This window comes from Mesorhizobium sp. URHB0026 (assembly GCF_054059755.1).
Map to the genome: position 1 here is coordinate 5600877 of NZ_JBSSCN010000001.1, position 20443 is coordinate 5621319.

Here is a 20443-nt window from a genome sequence, read left to right on the forward strand (position 1 = left end):
GTCGTCCTGGTTCTTCGGCTTCGGATCAAAGCACTTCGGCCAGGAAGTGCTTTAGGCGTGTGCTCTTGGGTGTGTCGAAAATCGCTGCGGGTGTGCCGGCCTCAATGACGCGGCCTTCGTCCATGAAAACGACCTGGTCCGCAACCTTGCGGGCAAAGCCCATTTCATGGGTCACGACGACCATCGTCATGCCGCGCTGGCCAAGGTCCGCCATCAGATTGAGGACCCCCTTGACCAGTTCTGGATCAAGCGCGCTGGTCACTTCGTCAAACAGGATAACCTCCGGATCCATGGCGAGCGCGCGGGCGATTGCCACACGCTGCTGCTGACCACCCGAAAGACTGCCGGGGCGATGGTGTTTGCGTGCGGCAAGGCCGACATCGGCAAGACGTGCCTCGGCGATGCGCGAAGCTTCATGCTCCGGGATGCCCTTGACCTTGGTCAAAGACAGCATGACGTTTTCAAGGGCGGTATGATCCGGAAAGAGATTGAAGTGCTGAAATACCATCCCGACCCGCCGTCGCAGCTTCTCGGGTTTCATCGCCAGGATGCTCGCTCCGTCGAGCAACACGTCGCCGCCCTTGGGTTCGACCAGACGATTGAGGCAACGCAATAGCGTCGACTTACCCGAACCCGAGGGACCGATGATGCAAGTGACCGTACCTGCCTTGACCGTCAGGCTGACGCTCTTGAGGACGTCGAGCTCGCCATAAGCCATATCCAGCCTGCTGACGGCGAGACTGCCGCCCTTGAACAGGGGACGCTCCGACGAGGATCCGAAACCTGCCTCCGACGATGCGCTGCTGGTGGCGCCTTCCAGTTCACTCACCTCGGCCAGGCCGCTTGTGACCATGCCAGCTTTTTGCTTTCCAGTCCGCAGCCGGTTGTCGATGTGATTGACCACATGGGTCAAGGGTACGGTGATGACGAGATAGAAAACGCCAGCCAGGAGCAATGGCGACAGATTTCCCGTGACCACCGCCTGATCCTGGCCGACACGGAAAATCTCGCGCTCCGATGCGAGCAGGCCGAGGAAATAGACCAGGCTCGAATCCTTGACATTGCCTATGAACTGGTTGACCAGGGCCGGCAGGACGCGGCGGATGCCTTGCGGAACCACGATCAGGCGCATGCCTTGGCCGTAACTCATGCTGAGCGCCCTGCAGGCCTCCATCTGGCCGCGTTCGACGCTCTGTATGCCCGAGCGAAAGATCTCTCCGATATAGGCGCCGGCGATCAGGCTCAGTGCAAGGATGCCGAGCGGATAAGGCGAAGGGCCGAAGATTTCACGGCCCATGCGGGCGAAGCCCTGGCCGATCAGCAGGATCGTGACGATCGCCGGAAGTCCGCGGAAGACATCCGTATAGATCCGGGCGGGAATGCGCAGCCAACGTGATTGCGAAATGCCCATGATTGCCAGGACCATGCCTATTGCGACCCCGAGCACCGTCGAAGCGGCCGCAAGGACCAAGGTGTTTTTCAGTCCGATGGTGATCATGCTGGGTAGCACGTCGGCCATGGCTTGCCAGTCGAGAAAACTGCGACGCAGGTTTTCAAGCCAGTTCATTCGGGCCCCTTCTCATGGCGCGGGTGCGAACTCATCATGCGGTCAGAGAGGTTTCCAGCCGCCGACCCTGGCCGACGGCTGCGGTGGTCACTTCTTGGGAAGGTATTGATCGGGCATCGGCGAACCGGGGAACCACTTTTCATAAAGCGTCTTCCACGTGCCGTCCTGCATGGCTGCATGCAGGGCGGTGTTCAGCGCAGTACGCAGCTTGTCGTTGCCCTTGCGAATGACGAAGCCCGCTGGCGCGTCGAACGATGGGATATTGACTGCAATCTTCAGCTCCGGGTAGCGCTGGCCATAGTCCTTGGCCGCCTCGTAATCGAGAAAATGAGCATCGACGGTGCCGTTGTTGAGCGCCGAGACGGCCGAGTTGTTGTCGGGGAATTTGACCAGATCGGTTCCCGCGAAATTTTTTGCGGCATAGATTTCCTGCAGCGTGCCCTGCACGACCCCAAGACGCTTGCCCTTGAGTCCGTCAGCCGAGGTGATCGTCTTGTCGGCGGTGAGAACGGATAGGTAGCCGGCGAGATAGCCGTCCGAAAAATCGACCGTCTTCTTGCGCGCTTCGGTCGTGCCGATCGCAGCGACCGCGATGTCGAAACGCCCATTGGCGACCGAAGGCATCAGGGCCGAAAACTCCTGACCGGTGAAGATCACCTGATCGGGCTTGAAGCCTAGCCGGCTGGCGACATTCCGGAACAGTTCGATGTCGAAACCCGTGAAAGTACCATCGGCCTGGGTGAAGGCGTAGGGCTTAGCGTCGCCCATCGTGCCGACGCTGATGACCTTGGCATCGATAAGCCCATAGGGATTGTCTTGCCCCGCGGTGGCCTGCGAAACAAAAGCAGCCCCGACACACGCAATTGCAAGCGCCACTCGGCCAGCCCGCGCCGGCGCCGTCAACCATCTAAGAATTCCAAACTTGTTCACGTCTTCTCTCCACTCTGAAGGTCTGTTTTCTTGGCATTCGCTCGCGGCCGCCCTCCAGCCGCCTTCAACAGGCGGGTCTTAGCGGCTCATCGCCCTACAAAAGAGACCGGTTTCTACAGAATGAGACCGGTCTCATCAGTCAGGCTACCGCCCGATTGACCTCCCGTCAACATTTCTTGTAGTCGTTCTACGATGACGAAAGTCCCATTCAGAGCCCGCCCCAAAACGGTCGCTGACGTTGCGCGAGCGGCAAACGTCTCGAAAGCTACCGCCGCGCGCGTGCTGGGCGGGTATGGTGTGGTCAGCGACCCGGTCCGTGCGAGCGTCACGGCAGCCGCCAAGGCCCTCGATTATCGGCCGAACGAACTCGCCCGCAGCATGACGACCGGAAGATCGGGCATCATTGGGGTGGTCGTCGGCGACATCGAGAATCCGTTCTTCAGTCTGGCCGTGCGAGGCATCAGCGATGCGGCGAAAGGGGCCGGCTTCAACGTCATTCTGGCGAATTCCGGCGAGAAGATCGAAGCCGAAAAGGCAGCTGTACGGCTATTGATCGGCAAGCGTGTCGACGGGCTCATCGTGACACCCTCGGAGTCACGCGACATCAGCCATCTGCGCGACATCCATCGTTCCGGTCGGCCGCTTGCCCTGCTTGACCGAGCCCTGCCCGACCTGGATGTCGATACTGTCACGGTTGACGACCGTGAGGCCGCCATGCAGGCGACGCGAGTGCTCATAGACGCCGGTCATCGCAATATCGCCTATGTCACCGCGGTGGAAGCCAAGGGCGACGAATACTTTGACCTCCGGCAAATCTACACGTCGTCGGTCCGCGAGCGCATCGATGGCTTTCTCACCACGTGCGGGGGCGCCGGAGTCGATCGACCCGAGCGCCACGTCCGGCTCGGCGCTACAAGCGCCGAGGCGACACGCAGGATCACTGACCAACTGCTGTCCCAGCCAGACCGACCCACCGCGATCCTTGCCTCTGACAGCGTCATTGCACTGGAAATCCTGCGGACCATTCGCCAACGCGGTATGAGGATTCCCGACGAAATTTCGCTGATCACCTTTCACGATGCGGACTGGACCGGTGTCACAACTCCGCCGATCACCGTTGTCGACCAGCCCGTCTATGCACTTGGCCATAGCGTCGCGGACTTGCTCATCCGCCGGCTGAAAGGCGATATCCAACCAGCGGAAAGGCTGGTCCTGCGGACCGCGATCATCACCCGAGGCTCGGTGGGTGCACCACATCCGTGAGCCACCACAGTTGAGACAGCAACATCTCTTCACCTCGAATTCGAACCAAGGAGATGAGGCCGGGCGTGGAGACCTGCCCGTGTGGCCGCCTTTGGACCGGAGACGGCCTGCTTCCGCCGCTTCGGAACAAAGGCAAGCGTTCATCATTCCTTGGTGGAGGGATGACGTTTCGGCAGACAGGAATATCTACATGAAAGCTTTGATCCTGGGAACCTTGGCGCTTTGTCTGGCAGTCCCGACCATCTCTTCGGCCGCCGAGGCTGACGTGGTGATCTCCACCCATCACCGGCATCACGAGAACGCCGTCTTGTACAATGATGAAGGAGGCAGTCTTCATCACCGACATCATCGCCAAATAGCGGTCTACGACAACGGTGATCATGCCTGGCGCCACCACCACCACCGCCCCGACACCGTTATCCTGACAAGTTCCGACCACCGGCGCCACCACACCGTCATATACAATGATGAGGGTGGTCGTCTTCATCACCGGCATCACGGCCAAATGGCGTTCTACGACAACGGCGATCATGCCTGGCGCCACCGCCATAACCGCCGCGACACCGTCACCGTGACGAGTTCCGTCCAACGTCATCACCAAAACCGTCCCGTGCTCATTCAGCAGGACGGCGGCGACAACGACTAACCGCCTGCCGACCCGGCTCCTGCCGTCAAGGAAGGAGCCGGGCCAACATGCAAGTGCATAGTGGAGGCGGATTACTGGAGCGGTGTTTTGGGGGTGCCAGAGGTGGCAGTTCTAGTCCTCATCAACGATGGAGCTGGTGCGGTCGCCGCACTCGACGACATTGCCACGACGGTACATGGCGGCTTGCTGAAGCGGGGAATCGAAGCAGAGGTGAGACTGGTCGCGGGCAACGAGATCAGCGAAGCCGCCTCGCAATTCGTCGGCCAAAAGACAACGTCGGGTGAAAACATTCTGGTCGTCGGCGGCGGGGATGGCACGCTTAGCTCTGCCGCGGCCGTTCTCGCCGGGACTGAGGTGGCCCTGGGTGTTCTTCCGCTTGGCACCCTCAATCACTTTGCGAAGGACCTCTGCGTGCCACTGGAACTTGACGCGGCGATGGATGTAATCGCGGCGAGACGTCCGGTGCTCGTCGACGTCGCGGAGGTGAACGGTCGCGTTTTCTTGAACAACTCGTCGATCGGTCTCTATCCCTTCTTTGTCGCGGAACGCTCTGCGGAACAGAAGCGACGAGGAGCGGGGAAACTAGCAGCAATCGGTCCCGCTCTTGTTCGGACATTGAGGGCGGTATCTTGGCAGTTTGTGCGTATCACCGCCGACAAGGGTGAGGACCAGGTGCTGACACCGTGCGTGTTCGTCGGCAACAATTTCTACGACGTCGGCGATTTTGGGCACCGCGAAAGCCTGTCTTCACGAGAACTGTGCGTCTATGTCGTCAGGCGGCGAACGTGGTTTGGGCTGGCATTGCTGCCGTTCAAGATCGCGCTTGGCCTGGTCGATCCCCATCGCGACTTGGAACTGCTTCGGCCGTCAAGACTCGAGATCATCTCGAACAGAAGAGAGACCCTTGTTTCGGTGGACGGCGAGGCCACAACGATGAAGATGCCGCTGCACTTTCAAATTCGACCAGCGGCACTAAAGGTCCTCTCGGTCCCGGAGCCGGATACGAAGTAACCCGAAGGCGGAGATTTTCTTGCAAACACTTGTGCACCTGTCCGACCTCCATTTTGGCACGACGGACACTCGCATAGTTGATGCGATCGGCGCCGAGGTCCGGGCATGCAAACCAGATTTGGTGGTTATATCGGGCGATCTGACCCAACGAGCTCGCCGGGCAGAATTCTGCCAAGCACGAGAATTCCTAGATGCGCTTCCGACCCCACAAATTGTGGTGCCCGGCAATCACGACGTGCCGCTCTTCAACATCTTCGCGCGAACGCTCACGCCTCTTGCTCGCTACAAGCACTTTATCCAGGCAGACACGGACCCGTTTTATGCCAATGACGAACTCGCAGTGGTCGGTATCAACACTGCGCGGTCCTTTACAATCAAGGACGGAAGGATCAATGCCGGCCAGCTTGCTGCCATGACTGCTCGATTTGCGGGCCTGGCTGACGAAACCACCAAGATAGTCGTCACCCATCACCCGTTCGAAGGGCGAACATTCGGCCATGCGACCGGAGTCGTCGGACGAGCCAAAATGGCTATGGAGGCGTTCTCGCAAAGCCGCGTCGACATCATCTTGTCGGGGCATCATCACCTCCAGCAAGCCAATCTCAGTACAGTTCGTTACGCGAAAGCGCGATATGCAGCGTTGCTCATTCAGGCAGGCACGGCGGTCTCAACGCGCCGTCGCGACGCAGCGAACTCGTTCAACATAATCCGCGTCGAACGTCCACGGATACGCCTTGAATGTCGTGCTTGGCAGCCGCAGGCGAGACAATTCTCCACTTCGGCGAAGTATTCGTTCGGTTTGGGTCCAGATGGCTGGGTGCTGGACGAGGCGTGACCCAGGGCCGCCTGAAAACCTGGCACGACGATAAGCGAGCGCGGCAGAGATTTTCTAGACATCCCCGTCATCATGGATGGTGGCGAGCCCCTCCTGTCGGCCAAACTTGGCCACTATAACGAGGAACCCGGATTCGTTTTTTAGATAGCTTCTAAAGAAGCGGTCGAAGCGCCGGCGTACTTTTCTTCAGCCACTCCCGCACCGACGCAAAGAGAGCGCCACCAATCTCACAGGAGCGGCCCCTCCTTGCCTCGCCATTTTCGATCGAGCGCTTTTGAGGGTCCAGTACGGAAGACACTCTCCGTTGCCTAGGGAACAAGTCGGTGTAATCGGCAGCAACATCGACATCCCCCCAATTTCCCGATTGCAGGCCACGCGGATCGGTTGGAGTGTTGCGGCGTGAGAACCACATTAGGGAACCTAGAAAAACTATTGGTCGAAGGTGGTCGTCGAGCGGTCGCTTCACCCTTTCGATAATATCGAACGCGACTTGATGGCGCTTCAGCAGCGTTCGGCGGAAGAAATGATTGACGAGACTTAGCCGCCCCCTAGCTTGAATGGATGGAATTCAACCCGCCCTCTTCGTCAAACGGCCTTCTGCGAGCCTTTCGCAGCGATTCTATATGGCTGATCGCTTCATTGCTTGTGGCTGGCGGCCTTGTCCTCGGATTCAGCCTCCTGGCCGAGGAAGTTACCGAGGGTGACACGAGCGGATTCGACCGGACCGTGCTCATGGCGTTTCGGAGCGCCGATGATCCAACGAATCTGATCGGGCCGCCGTGGCTGGAGGAAATGGGCCGCGACGTCACGGCCTTGGGCAGCGTTGCATTCCTGGGTTTTGTATCGCTGGCGGCCATAGGTTACCTGCTGATAACGCGCAAGCGGAGATACGCTTGGTTGGTCACCGCCGCGGTGGCTGGTGGAGAGGCCCTGAGCACAGTTTTGAAGGTCGCCTTTGATCGGCAGAGACCCGACGTTTTCCACACCACCAGGGTCTTTACCGCCAGCTTTCCGAGCGGCCACGCGATGTTGTCCGCTGTCACTTTCCTTACGCTTGGAGCTTTGCTGGCCAAGGCAAGTCCTGATCGCCGGGTGAAAGGGTATTTCGTTGCCCTGGCGGTGTTCCTGACCATCATGGTCGGAACGAGCCGGATTTATCTCGGCGTTCACTACCCCACGGATGTACTTGCAGGATGGTGCGTCGGATCAGCTTGGGCAATCCTTTGCTGGTCGGCGGCCCATTGTATTGAGCAGCGGCGCGGGTCCTGATCCGCCTCCCTTTCGGAACAATCTTGCTCCGACAGGCTGCGATATGCCGGTCTCCAGAGACGCCGTCGGCCGGCCAGCGTTCGCCATCGCTCCGGTCTTCTTCGACTAGCCGAACAGCTGACAATCCAACGGACTTGAGGTCCAGATGACTAGGGCGGATAGCCGAGGAAGCCGCACAACCTTCCATTCTTGCAAGATCAACGCCAAGCCAACTCGGTGAGAGCCAGACGGCTATCCCGTGGCCGGCCATTTGCGAGATTGGGCGAAGCGTTCCAAGGCCTTGGCGTCCATCGGTCTCCCGAGCGCGTAGCCCTGCAGCAGGTCGCAGCCGAGCTCCTTCAAGATGCGCGCATGCTCCATCGTCTCGACGCCCTCGGCCACCACTTCGATGCCGAGCGATTTCCCGATCTCGATGATGGATGACACCAAACGCCGTTGCGGCAGCGAGCTGGTGACGGGTGTGATCAGCTGGCGATCAATCTTCAGTCGGCGCGGCTGGAGCTTGAGCAGACTGACGATCGAGGCGTAGCCGGTGCCAAAATCGTCAATCTCAATGTCGATACCGAGGTCCTTGATGTGCTCGATGTTCCAGGCGACGAGGTCGTCATTCTCATCGAGGAAGATGGACTCGACAAGTTCGAACGAGACCGTGCCTTCGCGGATGTTGAGCTTGCGCAGGCCATCGATGAGGTCCTTGTCCTCAAGCCGGCGTGCCGAGACGTTGACGGAAACGTGTGGAATATCGAGGTGCTGAAGCTGCCAGCGCTCAAAGTCGACCAACGTCCTTTTGAGGACCGTTCGGTCGATCAGCGCGACGACGTTCAGTTCCTCCGCAACCCTGAGAAAGACGTCGGGGCCCAGGATTCCGCGCGTCGGGTGCCGCCAGCGTGCCAGGGCCTCCACGCCGACAATCTCCAAGGTTCCGGCGTCAAACTGCGGCTGGTAAAAAACGATGAATTCGTTGCGCTCGAGACCGCCAAGGATCTCGTCGGCGGTCCGCTTGGTCTGCACGATTTCACTTTGCAGCTCGTCGTTGAAGAACTCGTAGCGGTTTCGGCCCCGGCTCTTCGCCCGATAAAGGGCGAGATCAGCGTTGACCAGGAGTTGCCGTGCGTCGAGCCCCTCACCCGTATTCGCCGCAATTCCAATGCTAACGCCGAACCGGCACTGGTGGCCACGGAAATCGACGGGTTGCCGCATCTCATCGATGATGCGGTCGGCCAGTGCGGCGAGTTCGGCGTCGTCGCGCCCGGCACAAATGACCACGAACTCGTCGCCACCAATGCGCGCGACGAAGTCGGCTCGTCCCGCATTGGCCGTGATCACCTTCGAGGCATGCATCAACATGGCGTCGCCAGCCGCGTGCCCGAGCGTGTCGTTGATCTGCTTGAAGCGGTCGAGATCCATATGCAGGAGTGCGGTTCGTTCACCCTGACAGGCGGTCTTCGCCAGCATTTCGTCGAGATAGCGGCGGTTCGGCAGGCCGGTGAGCGAATCGTGCAGCGCCACATGTTCGATGCGCCCCTTGGCCACTTCAAGCTCGGCGTTCCGCAGTTCCGATAACTGCCTTTCTCGCACAAGATTTTCGTTGAGCACGACATCGCTTGTCACGTCCCATTCGGCGCCGATCATCCTGGGCGTGTTGTTGCGCTCCTGGAAATAGGTCGCGCGCGTGCGCACATGCCGGATCTCGCCATCCGGATGGACGATCCGGTATTGCGACGAATAAGGGCCCTTTACCGCCGCAGCCGCATCGAAATCCCGCTGCGCCCGTTCGATGTCCTGCGGATGAATCGCTGACGCCCAGTCATCATAGCCGCGCGGCTTCCCGTCAGCCGGCCTGCCGTAGATTTCGTTGACACGGTCGTCCCACACCAGCTCGTTGGTGGCAATATTGTGCTCCCAGACACCGATCCCCGATGCATCCAGCGCGAGTTCCAGGCGACCGGACAATCGCCTGAGCTCGGCGAAGTTTTTTTGCCTCTCGCCGAACAGTCTCCCCGCAACGAGAATGGGCAGTACCACAAGCGCACCGGCCAATGCCATGATGGCCCGCAGGGCCCAGGCATTCTTCGCCGATGCGGCCCAGCCACCTCTGGGGATCGCGGCGATCTGCCAGGAACCGGACGGCAGATGCACCGTCTCGGTCACCGGGTTGGCACGCGTGACACTCGCGCCACCGAAGAAGCGATCACCCGTCCCGCCAAGGCCGTCCTTGCCGGTCAGCGCGATCTCGATGTCGAGATTGCCGTCGAAAAGACCGCTTGCCTTATAGAGGCGCTCGACGTCAACGACGACCGAGACGATGCCCCAGAAGCGATCGCCGCCGCCCGCCGTCTTCACGAAGACCGGAAAGCGGCCGATGAAACCTTGGCCGCCCTGCGCCAGGTCGACCGGACCGGCCAGCACGGGCGCCCGCAGGTCGCGCGCCCTGAGGGCGGCGGTGCGTTGGGCATCGTTCTTGCGATAATCGAGGCCGATGGCCTTTTCGTTGCCGGGCATTGGATACATTAGCGAGATAACGAGGTCCGGCGCGCCGGCGATGTTGCGCAGTTGAGATTCCTGCTCAAACAGGTTGCTGGCCAGGGCCGCAAACCTCTGTTGCCCCATATAGGGCTCGGTCACGATCGCCGAAACGAGGCCGCGCGTAAGCTGGAGATTGCCGTTGATGTTGCCTTCCAGCTTGGCCCTAATGATGTTCACCTTGGCCAAGACGTCGGCGCGCGCCAGTTGGTCCGAAACGATCCTGTTTTCACGGTCCGCCAAAACGGCGCAGATCACAAGCACCGCAAAAGCGATCGCCGCCGGCAGGTTCGCTGAAGACAAAACCGAGCGTCTCAACTGACTGAGACTGGATGCGATGCTGGCCAATTGACCCAAATACCTTTCCCGGGACAAACCCTCGGCCGACCCTAGTAGAAAGTACTTAAATTTGCTTTTCCATCATGCCGAGCAATTTCAGCATTGGATGGCGCGCTCGCAAGGAGGTCATGAAGCCGGCATCGGGGTCTGAAGAGCGGCACTCTTGGAAGGAACACCGCGACGAGCGTCCCCCAACTGCCTGGGCGAGCAAGACGTGGCGCCTTCTGAGTGCATTGAGGGCGGAAGGGCTGTTTGACGTGCCTGCAGGTTGGGAGCGGGTCGGCGGCCCCGGAGCTCTCACTTCCGATGTCGCGCCATAATTGCGCTGAGCCAGCTGAACAGGCTGATTTCCTCAGGTCGCCCCGCTACTTCCTCAATGGCGGTGCGCGGCGTGAGCTCCACCAGATCATCTGCAGCCTCTGTGGTCGTCGTGTCGACGGATCTGGCGCACAGCCTCGTGCGAGCCTGCGCAAGTCCTACCCCATTGATCCAAGCGAGGATCAGCGGAGCATGGGACGGCGAGGAGCCAAACACCGCGCTCCACCCATCTCCTGTGGCCTCTAGATTCGGACAGACAACCCGTCGGCTCTAACGTCGGTCCTGGTCTCCTCCGGGTCGGAGAAACGATTGGAGTTCCTGCATGTCGACGCTTTCATCGCCGTCCTCGTCGACAGCGTTAAAGATCCGCCCGATGAAATCCTGAACCTCCGTCCGCGACAGCGTACCATCACCGTCCGTGTCCATGATAGCGAACATGATTCTCATTTTGGCACTCTGCATCATATCGGCCCCCGCCCTGCGGCCATGCCTCATATGTCCCGGGCCACGATCGCCCATTTCTTCGTCCTGAAGCTTCGGGCCCCTCTGTCGCCAATCCGCCTCTGGGTCTCGGTCCTTTGCTGTTCTCTCCTGCAGCATCTCATCCATCATCTCGCGCATCATTTGACGCATTGCTTGCTGGTTCTGTCCGGCTTCACCCGCGGGCCGATCCTGGGCTGGTGAGACAGGCTTGGGAGCATCCGCGGATTGAGCAAACGCTGACGCGGCGAGCATAGCGAACGCGGCAGCCAATACTGCAGTTGTGACAGAACGTGTCATTGGGTTCCTCCTTTGATGATTGCCAAGCCGACCAGCCGGCGTGCTGTCCCAACCAGCAGCTCGGTTCATGGTTCCTGGGCATCGGACGTAAAAGCGGCATAGCTCCGATCATCCCAGCAAAGCCCCGGCTGTCTTTGTCGCAATCCGGCCTTACCAGTCACTGATCGCCGCGCGGATTTGCCCGGTGCGCAACAAAGGTCGATCTTCATCCATTGGCCGAAAGCACCCATTCCCAACGAGCTGGCGCAGACCCCCGCTGCAAGTTCCGAGAGTTCGGCTGGATGAATGCATTTCAAGTCGGCGGCAATGGCACCGTATCCGGCCCACATGCCCAGGACAGGCACTGGGCCCACCAGGGCATCCATTCCAAACCGGATGGCGTTCTCAGGATGCGCCAGCGCGAATCCAGCAGCTCTGACAAGATGTCCCTTCGCAGTCTGGCGATCTGCAGAAGGTCTTTCGGTTGTTCATACCTTCCTGGCTGGCCTTGCTCGCTCGATCCAATCTCCTTGGTTTCGCACTAACCGTTTGCAGTCCGCTTGCGTCATCCGGAACTAGCGTTGCGTCGGCCGGGAAGGCACGTCGTCGAGCAGGTTGCGCTGGTCTGGGGCGGCATTTGTTGGCTGGTCTGCTGGGAGGGTGCCATCCGGAGTCATCTGGTTAACAGCATCCGGCAGATCCCTGGTTATCCTTGCAATCAGCTCCTCGCGCGAGAGGCCGGTCTGGCGAGAAAGTGCCTCCAGCGTCTGCGCGTCGATCGCCGTTTCCACCTCGTGCGGCTCTATCGGCTGGTTCGCCCCAGTGCCAACCCAGGAGTCCACCTTCGAGCCGGCACCTGCAGTTCTAAAGCGGTCGAGGATTTCGCCCAGCGCGGTGCCGGAAACGCCCTTCGACACCTGGTCCAGTATCCCACCCTGGGGGTTGCGGGGATCGCGCTCTCCCGCTCCACGGATTACCTCCGCGATCTTGTCGCGGTTTTGATAAGCCAGAACCCCCAGCATAGCGATCGCAAGTTTTCCTAGATTGGCCACTCGTTCCTCCTATGGTTTCGGATATGCAGAAGGTCTCGGCCTGCCAAAAGTTCCGGGATTGGGCAGTAATATCTGGAAGGGCTTGGCAACCGCGACGGCTCCCATCCCAGCCGGATCACGAGGCCTGCACGCGAGGACAGAAGTGGGCGGGCAGAAGACAGACCGCTCGGGCTGGTGCTTAGAGTTTTTTCGTCGACGACAGCCGCTCCAAACCGGGCGCTGGTGCTCGATGGACGGTTGCGGCAACCGCGCCAAGGCGGCCCGCTTCCGCCTGGCGCATCGGAAGTAGCGCATACTGGAAAGGCTCGGCCGACAGCCAGTCCGCGCAAGACCGCCGCATCGGACATCTAGGGGGACTGTGTCGGTAGTCGCGATGATACAGATTGTTGGAGGTAGGTCCGACTGTCTCTATCGGTCTCGCCATATCCGCTGTAGCTGGGCATGCGGCGAGCTTTGCGTAACCAGGAGATATTGAATGGAATCGACTGGATCGGGCTCCGAAGAAGCGACCAAAATCGGGGCACTCGTCCCTTTGACCCGCCCCGGCTGGGTTGAGGCAGGCAGACATTTGCTCGCGGGCCTTCAGCTTGCTGTAAGCGAAATCAACGGCGCTGGTGGGGTCGGCGGCAAAGCGCTTGAGCTGCTCGTCCGAGACACTGCAGCCGATCCGCAGAAGGCCGTCGCGGCCGTGGATGACCTGGCTCGCTTGGGCGTAGTGGCGATAGCGGGGGAGTATCACAGTGTCGTTGCTCGCGCGGCGGCCATCAGGGCCGACGAGCTCGGCCTGCCGTTTCTCTGCTCGTCGGCCGTACTCGACAGGCTAACGGAACAACCAACGAAATGGGTCGCCCGCCTTGCACCGCCGCAGTCCCGCGGCTGGCAAATATATGCCGACTTTCTCTCGCGCGCTGGCCACGATCGGATCGCGGTTGCATCGCAGCAGAGTATCTACTGGGCATCTGGCGTTCACATTCTGCGAGATCGCCTTAAAGCAAACGGCGCGACCTTATCGGACATCAGCATGAGCTCGCTGGACCCGTCAATGTTGTGCGACCAACTCATCGACCGTCGCGCAACAGTCCTTCTTCTTCTCGTAGGCCAGCCAGAGCCAGCAATCTCAATCGTCAAGTCGGTTCGCAATGACGGCCGCCTGTCCACGCTCAAGATCGGCGCTCCAGCTGGGCAACCAGAATTCGCTGAATGGGCCACATTGCTAGGCGAAGATAGCGCTGCGATCCCCTTCCTGCGCTACCGACCCGGACACCTCAACCCGTTAGGCTCACGTGTCGAAAGGGCCCTGTGGGAGAAGTTGGGCGAGGCGCCCTCCTTCGTCGCTTTGGAAGGGTACGACACGATCGTCGTACTTGCTCAGGCAATACGGTCCTTCGGCACTGATCGGAACAGCATCGCAGAGTCATGGCCGCACATAGAAGTTGCCGGTACCCGTGGCCACATCCAGTTCTTTCGCACACCAGCCACGACCGCTTGGCAGTGGACTGATGCGCCGATCCAAATCGCCGAAAGAACCCCGGGCAACCCGGCGCAATTCAGGCATGTTCTCGATTCAGGATGAGGCGGAGTTCGATGGCCGAAGTTCGCGGCGGCGGCAGCGCCGTCGCTTTTGGCGATCCAATGACTTGGAGCATTCTCCACGCTGTGGCCGACGGCGTCTCAGTTCTTGACGGGGTCCAGCCGTGAGCGGCGACTACTGCCTCGACACCAGGCCGATTGCAACACGTCCATAAAGTTCTAGCGCGGCGTCAATTCCGTCCCGCTTTCCAAGCAAGCGGATAGCGCACACTTCATCTGAGGTGTGAACGCGCTGGTCGATCTCTTGCCTGGTGCGCAGCCTGCTGCTCTCTTTTGGCAAAGGGTTTCTTTCCAATGAGCCCTGAAAACAGCTTTGGTGTTTCCGAATGGAGGGAACATCAGCGCCTAATTGACGTTCGGGAGCCGATTGGGATCATGGATCCCGAAAGGATGTCAGATGACCAACGATCTCTCACGCAATCAGGAACGGCGAGGTACAGCTCGGATCGCGAGCTGGGCGGTGGTCGTGATCGCGCTCGTTTTTCTAGGCCTTCTCGCCTTTTTTATATTTGCGCCCTTATCAAACGCGTCGCGGCAAGCAACGCCGCTTAAGGTTGCCCCCGAGCAGAACCAAGGCGGCAACGCACCCGCGCCCACTTCGCCTCCGGCAGGCTGATATGAATCGGCCGCCGCACCGCCAGACCGGCAACTGAAGCTGCAAGCTGGGCGGCGATCACTTCCACACTTCTTCCAGTGCCCGCATCGGCTTCGGCGGCGGGATCTTTCTCGCGTCTCAGGGCACACGCGGCCGAACCGATCAAACGGTGCGCATGAACGGGTGTCAGCATCGGAGGGATGATCTTACGAATATGGGAGCATCGCAAGCTTCTCTCTAGTGAGAGAACCGCACCTTTGATTGCAGCGTTTGCAGCTGGACGTCGTGACGACCTTGGCCCAGGAGCCCTTCCGAGACAGTGGCGTTGCAGTGCGCGCACTGAAAGGTCAGATCCTTGTCGACAACCCAATTGGTTCCTCGCGAAAGGACATGGTCCCAGCAAATCGGATCTCAGGCAGAAACCGTCTCGGCCTCTTAGTGCATTCGAATGCTTCACGAGTGCCTAAGAGAGTGCATAACCTCTTAGCCGGCGAGAGGACGCGGCCCCCTGCCGATCTCGCTGGCTAGGCTCGGCGTCTTCAGGCAACTCTCCTCTGGGCGCCGAGCCGACGAAACTCTGCTGCCAGCCCCGCAGCCAATCGGCCATCGGTCGCCCTCCTCTCTGGGACATTCTAGCCGACGGGCCAACGATAGCTGGCGGTGTAGGGCCCACCATAGGAAACAGAAATCATCCGCATGCGACGCCTCGAATGTGGAGAGCGGCCGATCTAGGACCACCTGTTGGGTCCCGCGCTCACCGGTGCGGGCGATCCTCCGCGATAACGTTGTAGAGAACACAGCACGCCAACAACGAGACGACACCGCCCAGGAGATCACTCCCCGTCAGACCAGAAAAGTAGACGAATTCAAAGGCTGACACGATCGTTCTCTCAATTAGAAAAGCCACCAACGTAGAACCGTTAGCAAGCTCTCATGTTCCGCTCCCGCGTGGCACTTTCTGGACGTCGTCGACGCCGAGACGGCATGCTCCGTGTCAACCCTTTTCGACTTGCTTCGGCCGAAGCCGGAATCATTGCCGGCGCGGCGAAACCGTGTTGGTGACCGTCGGACGGCGAGCCTTTCTCGGCGCAACGCCTAACCCGAGGATGGCCCGTTGAGGCAAGTTGTCCGGAATTGTGGAAGGCCTAACGCCGCACGGCTTGAGAAAGGCGTTGGGCGTTTATTCGCAGAGGCAGAGGCCCTCCACCAGGCAGCTTCTGACGTGCTGAGGCAGGACAATACTGACGGCGCGGAACTAATTGTGGCGAGGCGTCGCGGGGCGGCCAGTCCGTTTTCCACGCATTGCTGCTCGATCGGAGGGCTCTCCGCACAGGCGATCCAAAGCAAACCCCATGCGGATCGATTTGTTGCAGGCAATTTATGCTGCACTGCAGCAACCAACCTGAAAATACGGCGTTCCGCTTGTTGGCCCCGCTCTGGATCGACGCGAAAGGATACCGACACGAGAAGTCTCGCCGATACCGTTGCACGCTTGGCTGCTCGGCGAAAGCAGATCGACGGCGTCTTGGATGGTCACGACCAAAACGAGCGCTTTTCCCGAACTTCAGGCGTTCGGGTCAAATCCCGGAAAGTTGCGAGGCTGGACATACCGGCCCAAGGATCTTGCACCCCATGCCCCTCTGGTCGTTGTCCTCCATGGCTGTACGCAGTCGGCGGCATCCTATGACCGCGGCGCCGGCTGGTCGAGGACGGCGGATCGCATGGGCTTTGCCGTCCTGTTTACAGAACAGCAGCGGAGCAACAATGCCAATCTTTGTTTCAACTGGTTCGTCCCGGTCGACACCCGACGGGGCTCCGGTGAGGCGCTTTCCATCCGCCAAATGATAGAGGCCGTGGTCACCGCTCACGACATCGACCGCACCAGGATTTTTATCACCGGACTTTCCGCCGGCGGGGCAATGGCCGCCGCCATGCTCGCGATTTATCCGGAAGTCTTCGCCGGCGGGGCCATAATAGCTGGTCTACCCTATGGCAGCGCCAATAGCCTGCCACAGGCTTTCGACCGCATGCGAGGGCACGGCGGCCCCACCGGGAGGCGATTGGCGACGACCGTCCAGCAAGCTTCCGGTCACTGCGGACCATGGCCGAAACTCTCCGTCTGGCATGGAAGCGCCGACACAACAGTCAGTCCGGTCAACTCCGATCAGCTCGTCGGGCAGTGGCTCACATTGTTCGGGCAAAGTAGAGTGCAATGCGAGACACAGGTGCATCAGGGCTACCGCCGCGACGTCTGGAAGAACGCTGCGAATGAGGAAGTCATCGAGCAGTACCTGATCCCGGGCATGGCGCACGGGACACCCGTGGACTCCGCGGACGGCTTGAGTCAGGGCGGATCCTTTGTGATCGACACCGGCATATCGTCCACCTCGCTTATCTCCAGATTCTGGGGGCTTGAAGATGCGGGCTCTGCGGGCCCATCGCCAGATGCGTGTTTACCGGCAACATCGGTCGGACACTCCCCTTTGGTGGTCGCGCACCCGCCCGTCGGACCGAGCAGCGGTCCGACCGCTGGGCCTGGTCAGGTTATCGAAAGCGCCCTTCGCGCTGCCGGCTTGATGAATTAGTTCGGGGCTAGACTTGCTGAAAAATGTTCGTCTATGGGGGCCGGCCTGCCGTGTCGCTATGCGAAATGGGACTGAGAACAACGAGCGTCTCAGGCGCCCTTGGCTGTCGAAAGGGCAGCCGTGCCCGGGATGCTTATGTTGATTTTCAAACCGTCCGATGTCCAATCCCGCAGGATCTCACCCTGAAGCTGCTTCTGGACAATTGCATTGACCATGGTCGTTCCGAAGCCGGGCGCCCCTGGCGGAGATCCAGCTTTACGTCTGCCGCTTTCTTCCCACCGCAGGTTAAAGCCGCCATGATGGCCAGTCGCCTGCCAGCTGACCTGCAACCGCCCCGTATCCTGGGCGAGAGCTCCATGGGTGGCGGCGTTAACGATCAATTCATGGGCGACGAGAGCCAGTGGTTGAACGACCACCGCTGGGATCAGAACTTCAGGACCGGTCATTGCTGTCCTCCCAGACGCGAAATGGGCGACCTGCCTGGAGACGATTTCGTCCAGCGGCACATCGCGCCAGCCGCGCTCGGCCAACAGGGCGTGTGCGACCGCCAAAGCCTGGACCCGGCGTTGAACGGCCGCGGCATAGAGCGGTGCACTGTCTGTCTTGCTCAGCCGAACAATACCATCGACAACCGCCAGAACGTTCTTTGCGCGATGATCGACCTCCATCAGGAGGCGGTGCTCCGCCGCTTCCAGGGTCTGGATCATGCGATGTTTGGTAACGTCGATCTGCGACGCGAAGTAGTAGAGGAGCCCGCCTTCATCGTCCTTGATGGGGCTCAGATGGAGCTGGTTCCAGAACGGCGATCCGTCCTTGCGGAAGTTCAGTATCTCTACATTCGTCTCGCGTTCACGCTCTATCGCCGCTCGAATTTCCGCAACGGCCGCGGGCGATGTTCCCTCCCCTTGTAGGAAGCGGCAATTTCGACCCAGGACTTCATCGGATGTATAGCCGGTCAGATCCAGAAAGGCCTTGTTGGCGAGCACGATGGGATTGTCAGGCTGCCGAGCATCCGTGATGACGATGGGCATGCGCGTGCGCTCGAACGCCGCCGATGCCAACTCCTTGCGATCCGCCCATGCGGTGGTGGCTGCTGCCGCCGGCGCGTCGCCATGCAGGGCTGACGTTGGTTTGAAGTTGTCAGGCACTCTTTGCTCACTTGACAGAGATCAGCGATAACGCCCGACTTCCTACAAGGTTTCCAATGTGATGTTTCGAACCTGACTGGTTGCTGGAGTAAAGCCGCGCGATCGGTTCTTGGGAATGTTTACTCGAGGCGAGGCACAATTGGCCATGACGCAGCTAACATGTGCAACCTACCGGGCAGACCAAGCATCGTCGGCGTGGTCAGTTATGGTCGACACCTTGACCACCATCAAAGGTGAGTCTCGTCGATCTCGGGCTTTTCATGCGACGAACCATAAGCCCCCCGGCGGGTGTCACCTCCGGTTCGCGGAGCGCGCCGTTCGAACGTGGCCAACCAGTTCTCATTCTATCGCCGTGACCCTGCCCGCCCTGTCCAGTCGACAATCGACCTCGGCCTGCCGAACCTCGACGCCCCCTTGCCTCCTATAGTCTATTTGCACCTTGATTGGTGCTGTGAGTGTACCCCCACGCCGATGCAACAACCCTGCGCTCAACGCCCGGACGCGGACAGCGCCAAGCGGTGTGGCGGCGGATGTGATCGCGGAGCGGCAGGCTTGCACAACAGCAGCCGGTATACCGGGCTTCGCTCTCAGGGGTCTCTGAAGCTTGAAAGGATAGCCGTCGGTGAAGCCGCCGTCACCAGATATGGAAGGCTTGAGAATCGGTGGCAAGGCGATCGATTGATTGCCGCCCCTCGCGGACGCAGCGGCCGTAGGCCCAGCCGTTCCTTTGGGTGTGGTGGCTGGACTGCCGCTAGCGGTAGGCGACCCGTCGTCGGCCGCCGGATCATCGCCCGTACCAATACTGGTCGAAACGCCTCCGCTTGCGTTGCCGACATTGCCGCTGGCACCAACGCCAACGCCAACTGATCCCTTGCCCGTGCCAACCGAAGCTCCGACATGTGATCGCCCTGCATCGCCGACGCTCGCTCCCACCCCGACCGATGCGCCTTGCGAACCCGCGTTTACTCCGGCGCCGACTCCGATTCCGCCGACGCTGGCACCTACCCCTTTGTCGAGAGCGCAGGCAGGTCCGACTCCAATCCCGATCATCAGGGCGGCTGCGACGTACTGTTTCATTGCTAGGTTGACCTTCGGCATGGATTCGGGCTCCACGGTCTGTTCACTGGCGCGGGTCGAGCCCTTTCGGTGGTCGGGTCGGCAGCAACGCGAGGGGAAGAGAGATCGGGGCCAAGACAGCAGCCTGTTTCTGTTTTTCTCGCGAGCCCGGTTTGCGCCTCGGTTCAACACCTGATCTGGGTGGTGCACTTGCAACCACACCTGCCGGCTTATGGATCATTCGCGAACGCGCTGCAGCCGCAACCCGGTTCCTGGTTGCGACGTCGTCGATTGCCTCGCGCGCGGCACTCAGGCTCAGGGCCAGACCGGTCGCCCGTTCACGTTCTTCTTCCAGCGCCGCGCTTAACCCGACCGAGGTCCGGTTTGAAGCGTCGCGCTCCTTGCGAACGAGGTCGAGGTCACGGGCAGCTGAATCAGCTCGTTTGCGTTCCAGTTTGAGCGCTTCTCCGGCTTGCCGTAGAACTGCTTCGGCCGCCTCACGGTTCTTATTGGCGTTGGCCAGCTCGACGGCGACCGCATTTGAGGCTGTCTTGAGAGCCTCGATGGTTCGGTGAGCCGTTGTGAGCTCTTGGGACAAGAGCTCAACCTTGTGCCGTTCGTCGTTAAGAGCTTGCGTCACAGCAGTCTCGGGGACGTCCTTGGAGGGCTGGGTTGCTGCGGCGGCGGGCTTCTCACCGCCCCAGAGAGTGGCTTCGGCCCTGAAGCTTTCGATGGCGCGCTGCGCCGTCTGCAGATCGAGCGAAAGGGCTTCGTCCTTTCGCTGCTGCTCTTTCAGAGCTTGTGCTTGCTTGGCTATCTCCGCTCGTGCGGCATCCAATTCGCGTCGCAACATCTCCTGATTTTCGCCAGGCGGCGTTTGCGCCTCTGCGTCGAGTGCCTGTGCTTCGCTTGGCACCAGCTCTCTAGGTGCGGGGGATCCGAATGCCCTTGTCGGTG

General features: G+C 60.4%; 17 protein-coding genes. 9 read left to right on the forward strand and 8 right to left on the reverse strand.

Features of this window, described 5'->3' with window-relative positions:
- Positions 1–25: 25 nt before the first annotated feature.
- Positions 26–1567: an amino acid ABC transporter permease/ATP-binding protein gene (locus tag ACVWWD_RS27655; protein ID WP_352548021.1), complete on the reverse strand. Its 1542-nt coding sequence runs from the start codon at positions 1565–1567 to the stop codon at positions 26–28.
- Between the two features lie 87 nt (positions 1568–1654).
- Positions 1655–2497, reverse strand: a complete 843-nt coding sequence (locus ACVWWD_RS27660; RefSeq protein WP_051407661.1) for an ABC transporter substrate-binding protein — start codon at positions 2495–2497, stop codon at positions 1655–1657.
- 192 nt (positions 2498–2689) lie between these two features.
- Between ACVWWD_RS27660 and ACVWWD_RS27665 the strand changes: the two genes are divergently transcribed.
- The 5 genes from ACVWWD_RS27665 (at position 2690) to ACVWWD_RS27685 (ending at position 7521) form a co-directional block, all read left to right on the forward strand.
- Positions 2690–3760, forward strand: coding sequence for a LacI family DNA-binding transcriptional regulator (locus tag ACVWWD_RS27665; protein WP_023781571.1), 1071 nt, complete (start codon positions 2690–2692; stop codon positions 3758–3760).
- 190 nt (positions 3761–3950) lie between these two features.
- Positions 3951–4406, forward strand: coding sequence for a hypothetical protein (locus ACVWWD_RS27670; RefSeq protein ID WP_352548025.1), 456 nt, complete (start codon positions 3951–3953; stop codon positions 4404–4406).
- Between the two features lie 102 nt (positions 4407–4508).
- Positions 4509–5417, forward strand: a complete 909-nt coding sequence (locus tag ACVWWD_RS27675) for a diacylglycerol/lipid kinase family protein (RefSeq protein WP_352564684.1) — start codon at positions 4509–4511, stop codon at positions 5415–5417.
- A 19-nt stretch (positions 5418–5436) separates the two neighbouring features.
- A complete protein-coding gene (locus ACVWWD_RS27680; RefSeq protein WP_023781568.1) occupies positions 5437–6252 on the forward strand; it encodes a metallophosphoesterase family protein in 816 nt (271 codons plus the stop codon).
- 561 nt (positions 6253–6813) lie between these two features.
- Positions 6814–7521 (forward strand): phosphatase PAP2 family protein, encoded by a 708-nt coding sequence (locus tag ACVWWD_RS27685; protein WP_352548029.1) that lies wholly within the window; start codon positions 6814–6816, stop codon positions 7519–7521.
- Between the two features lie 231 nt (positions 7522–7752).
- Here ACVWWD_RS27685 and ACVWWD_RS27690 read toward each other — a convergent pair whose 3' ends face one another.
- From ACVWWD_RS27690 to ACVWWD_RS27700, 3 genes are all read right to left on the reverse strand, one after another.
- Positions 7753–10362: a bifunctional diguanylate cyclase/phosphodiesterase gene (locus ACVWWD_RS27690; protein WP_198019226.1), complete on the reverse strand. Its 2610-nt coding sequence runs from the start codon at positions 10360–10362 to the stop codon at positions 7753–7755.
- Positions 10363–10971: 609 nt separating this feature from the next.
- Positions 10972–11481: an EF-hand domain-containing protein gene (locus tag ACVWWD_RS27695; protein ID WP_352548031.1), complete on the reverse strand. Its 510-nt coding sequence runs from the start codon at positions 11479–11481 to the stop codon at positions 10972–10974.
- Positions 11482–12035: 554 nt separating this feature from the next.
- Complete coding sequence (locus ACVWWD_RS27700) at positions 12036–12512, reverse strand: YidB family protein (RefSeq protein WP_023781563.1); 477 nt, start codon at positions 12510–12512, stop codon at positions 12036–12038.
- Between the two features lie 142 nt (positions 12513–12654).
- Between ACVWWD_RS27700 and ACVWWD_RS27705 the strand changes: the two genes are divergently transcribed.
- The 4 genes from ACVWWD_RS27705 to ACVWWD_RS27720 all read left to right on the forward strand — a co-directional run bounded on the left by ACVWWD_RS27705 (position 12655) and on the right by ACVWWD_RS27720 (position 17282).
- Positions 12655–12801: a CGNR zinc finger domain-containing protein gene (locus tag ACVWWD_RS27705; RefSeq protein ID WP_352548034.1), complete on the forward strand. Its 147-nt coding sequence runs from the start codon at positions 12655–12657 to the stop codon at positions 12799–12801.
- 186 nt (positions 12802–12987) lie between these two features.
- Positions 12988–14085, forward strand: a complete 1098-nt coding sequence (locus ACVWWD_RS27710; RefSeq protein ID WP_023794333.1) for an ABC transporter substrate-binding protein — start codon at positions 12988–12990, stop codon at positions 14083–14085.
- A 414-nt stretch (positions 14086–14499) separates the two neighbouring features.
- Positions 14500–14718: a hypothetical protein gene (locus ACVWWD_RS27715; RefSeq protein ID WP_084056180.1), complete on the forward strand. Its 219-nt coding sequence runs from the start codon at positions 14500–14502 to the stop codon at positions 14716–14718.
- Between the two features lie 1508 nt (positions 14719–16226).
- Positions 16227–17282, forward strand: coding sequence for an extracellular catalytic domain type 1 short-chain-length polyhydroxyalkanoate depolymerase (locus tag ACVWWD_RS27720; protein ID WP_457103528.1), 1056 nt, complete (start codon positions 16227–16229; stop codon positions 17280–17282).
- Positions 17283–17371: 89 nt separating this feature from the next.
- Here ACVWWD_RS27720 and lov read toward each other — a convergent pair whose 3' ends face one another.
- The 3 genes from lov to ACVWWD_RS27735 all read right to left on the reverse strand — a co-directional run bounded on the left by lov (position 17372) and on the right by ACVWWD_RS27735 (position 20402).
- The gene (lov, locus tag ACVWWD_RS27725) at positions 17372–18430 is read right to left on the reverse strand and encodes a blue-light-activated histidine kinase (RefSeq protein WP_352548038.1); all 1059 of its coding nucleotides are present in this window, start codon (positions 18428–18430) and stop codon (positions 17372–17374) included.
- A gap of 339 nt (positions 18431–18769) precedes the next feature.
- Positions 18770–19507 (reverse strand): hypothetical protein, encoded by a 738-nt coding sequence (locus ACVWWD_RS27730; RefSeq protein WP_352548088.1) that lies wholly within the window; start codon positions 19505–19507, stop codon positions 18770–18772.
- 43 nt (positions 19508–19550) lie between these two features.
- Positions 19551–20402, reverse strand: coding sequence for a coiled-coil domain-containing protein (locus ACVWWD_RS27735; RefSeq protein ID WP_352548040.1), 852 nt, complete (start codon positions 20400–20402; stop codon positions 19551–19553).
- Positions 20403–20443 lie beyond the last annotated feature (41 nt).

Coding starts and splice junctions, on each gene's coding strand:
- ACVWWD_RS27695 (WP_352548031.1), bottom strand. CDS start 11,481: ATGACACGTTCTGTCACAACTGCAGTATTGGCTGCCGCGTTCGCTATG.
- ACVWWD_RS27685 (WP_352548029.1), top strand. CDS start 6,814: ATGGAATTCAACCCGCCCTCTTCGTCAAACGGCCTTCTGCGAGCCTTT.
- ACVWWD_RS27670 (WP_352548025.1), top strand. CDS start 3,951: ATGAAAGCTTTGATCCTGGGAACCTTGGCGCTTTGTCTGGCAGTCCCG.
- ACVWWD_RS27710 (WP_023794333.1), top strand. CDS start 12,988: ATGGAATCGACTGGATCGGGCTCCGAAGAAGCGACCAAAATCGGGGCA.
- ACVWWD_RS27655 (WP_352548021.1), bottom strand. CDS start 1,567: ATGAACTGGCTTGAAAACCTGCGTCGCAGTTTTCTCGACTGGCAAGCC.
- ACVWWD_RS27720 (WP_457103528.1), top strand. CDS start 16,227: ATGGTCACGACCAAAACGAGCGCTTTTCCCGAACTTCAGGCGTTCGGG.
- ACVWWD_RS27665 (WP_023781571.1), top strand. CDS start 2,690: ATGACGAAAGTCCCATTCAGAGCCCGCCCCAAAACGGTCGCTGACGTT.
- ACVWWD_RS27730 (WP_352548088.1), bottom strand. CDS start 19,507: ATGAAACAGTACGTCGCAGCCGCCCTGATGATCGGGATTGGAGTCGGA.
- ACVWWD_RS27715 (WP_084056180.1), top strand. CDS start 14,500: ATGACCAACGATCTCTCACGCAATCAGGAACGGCGAGGTACAGCTCGG.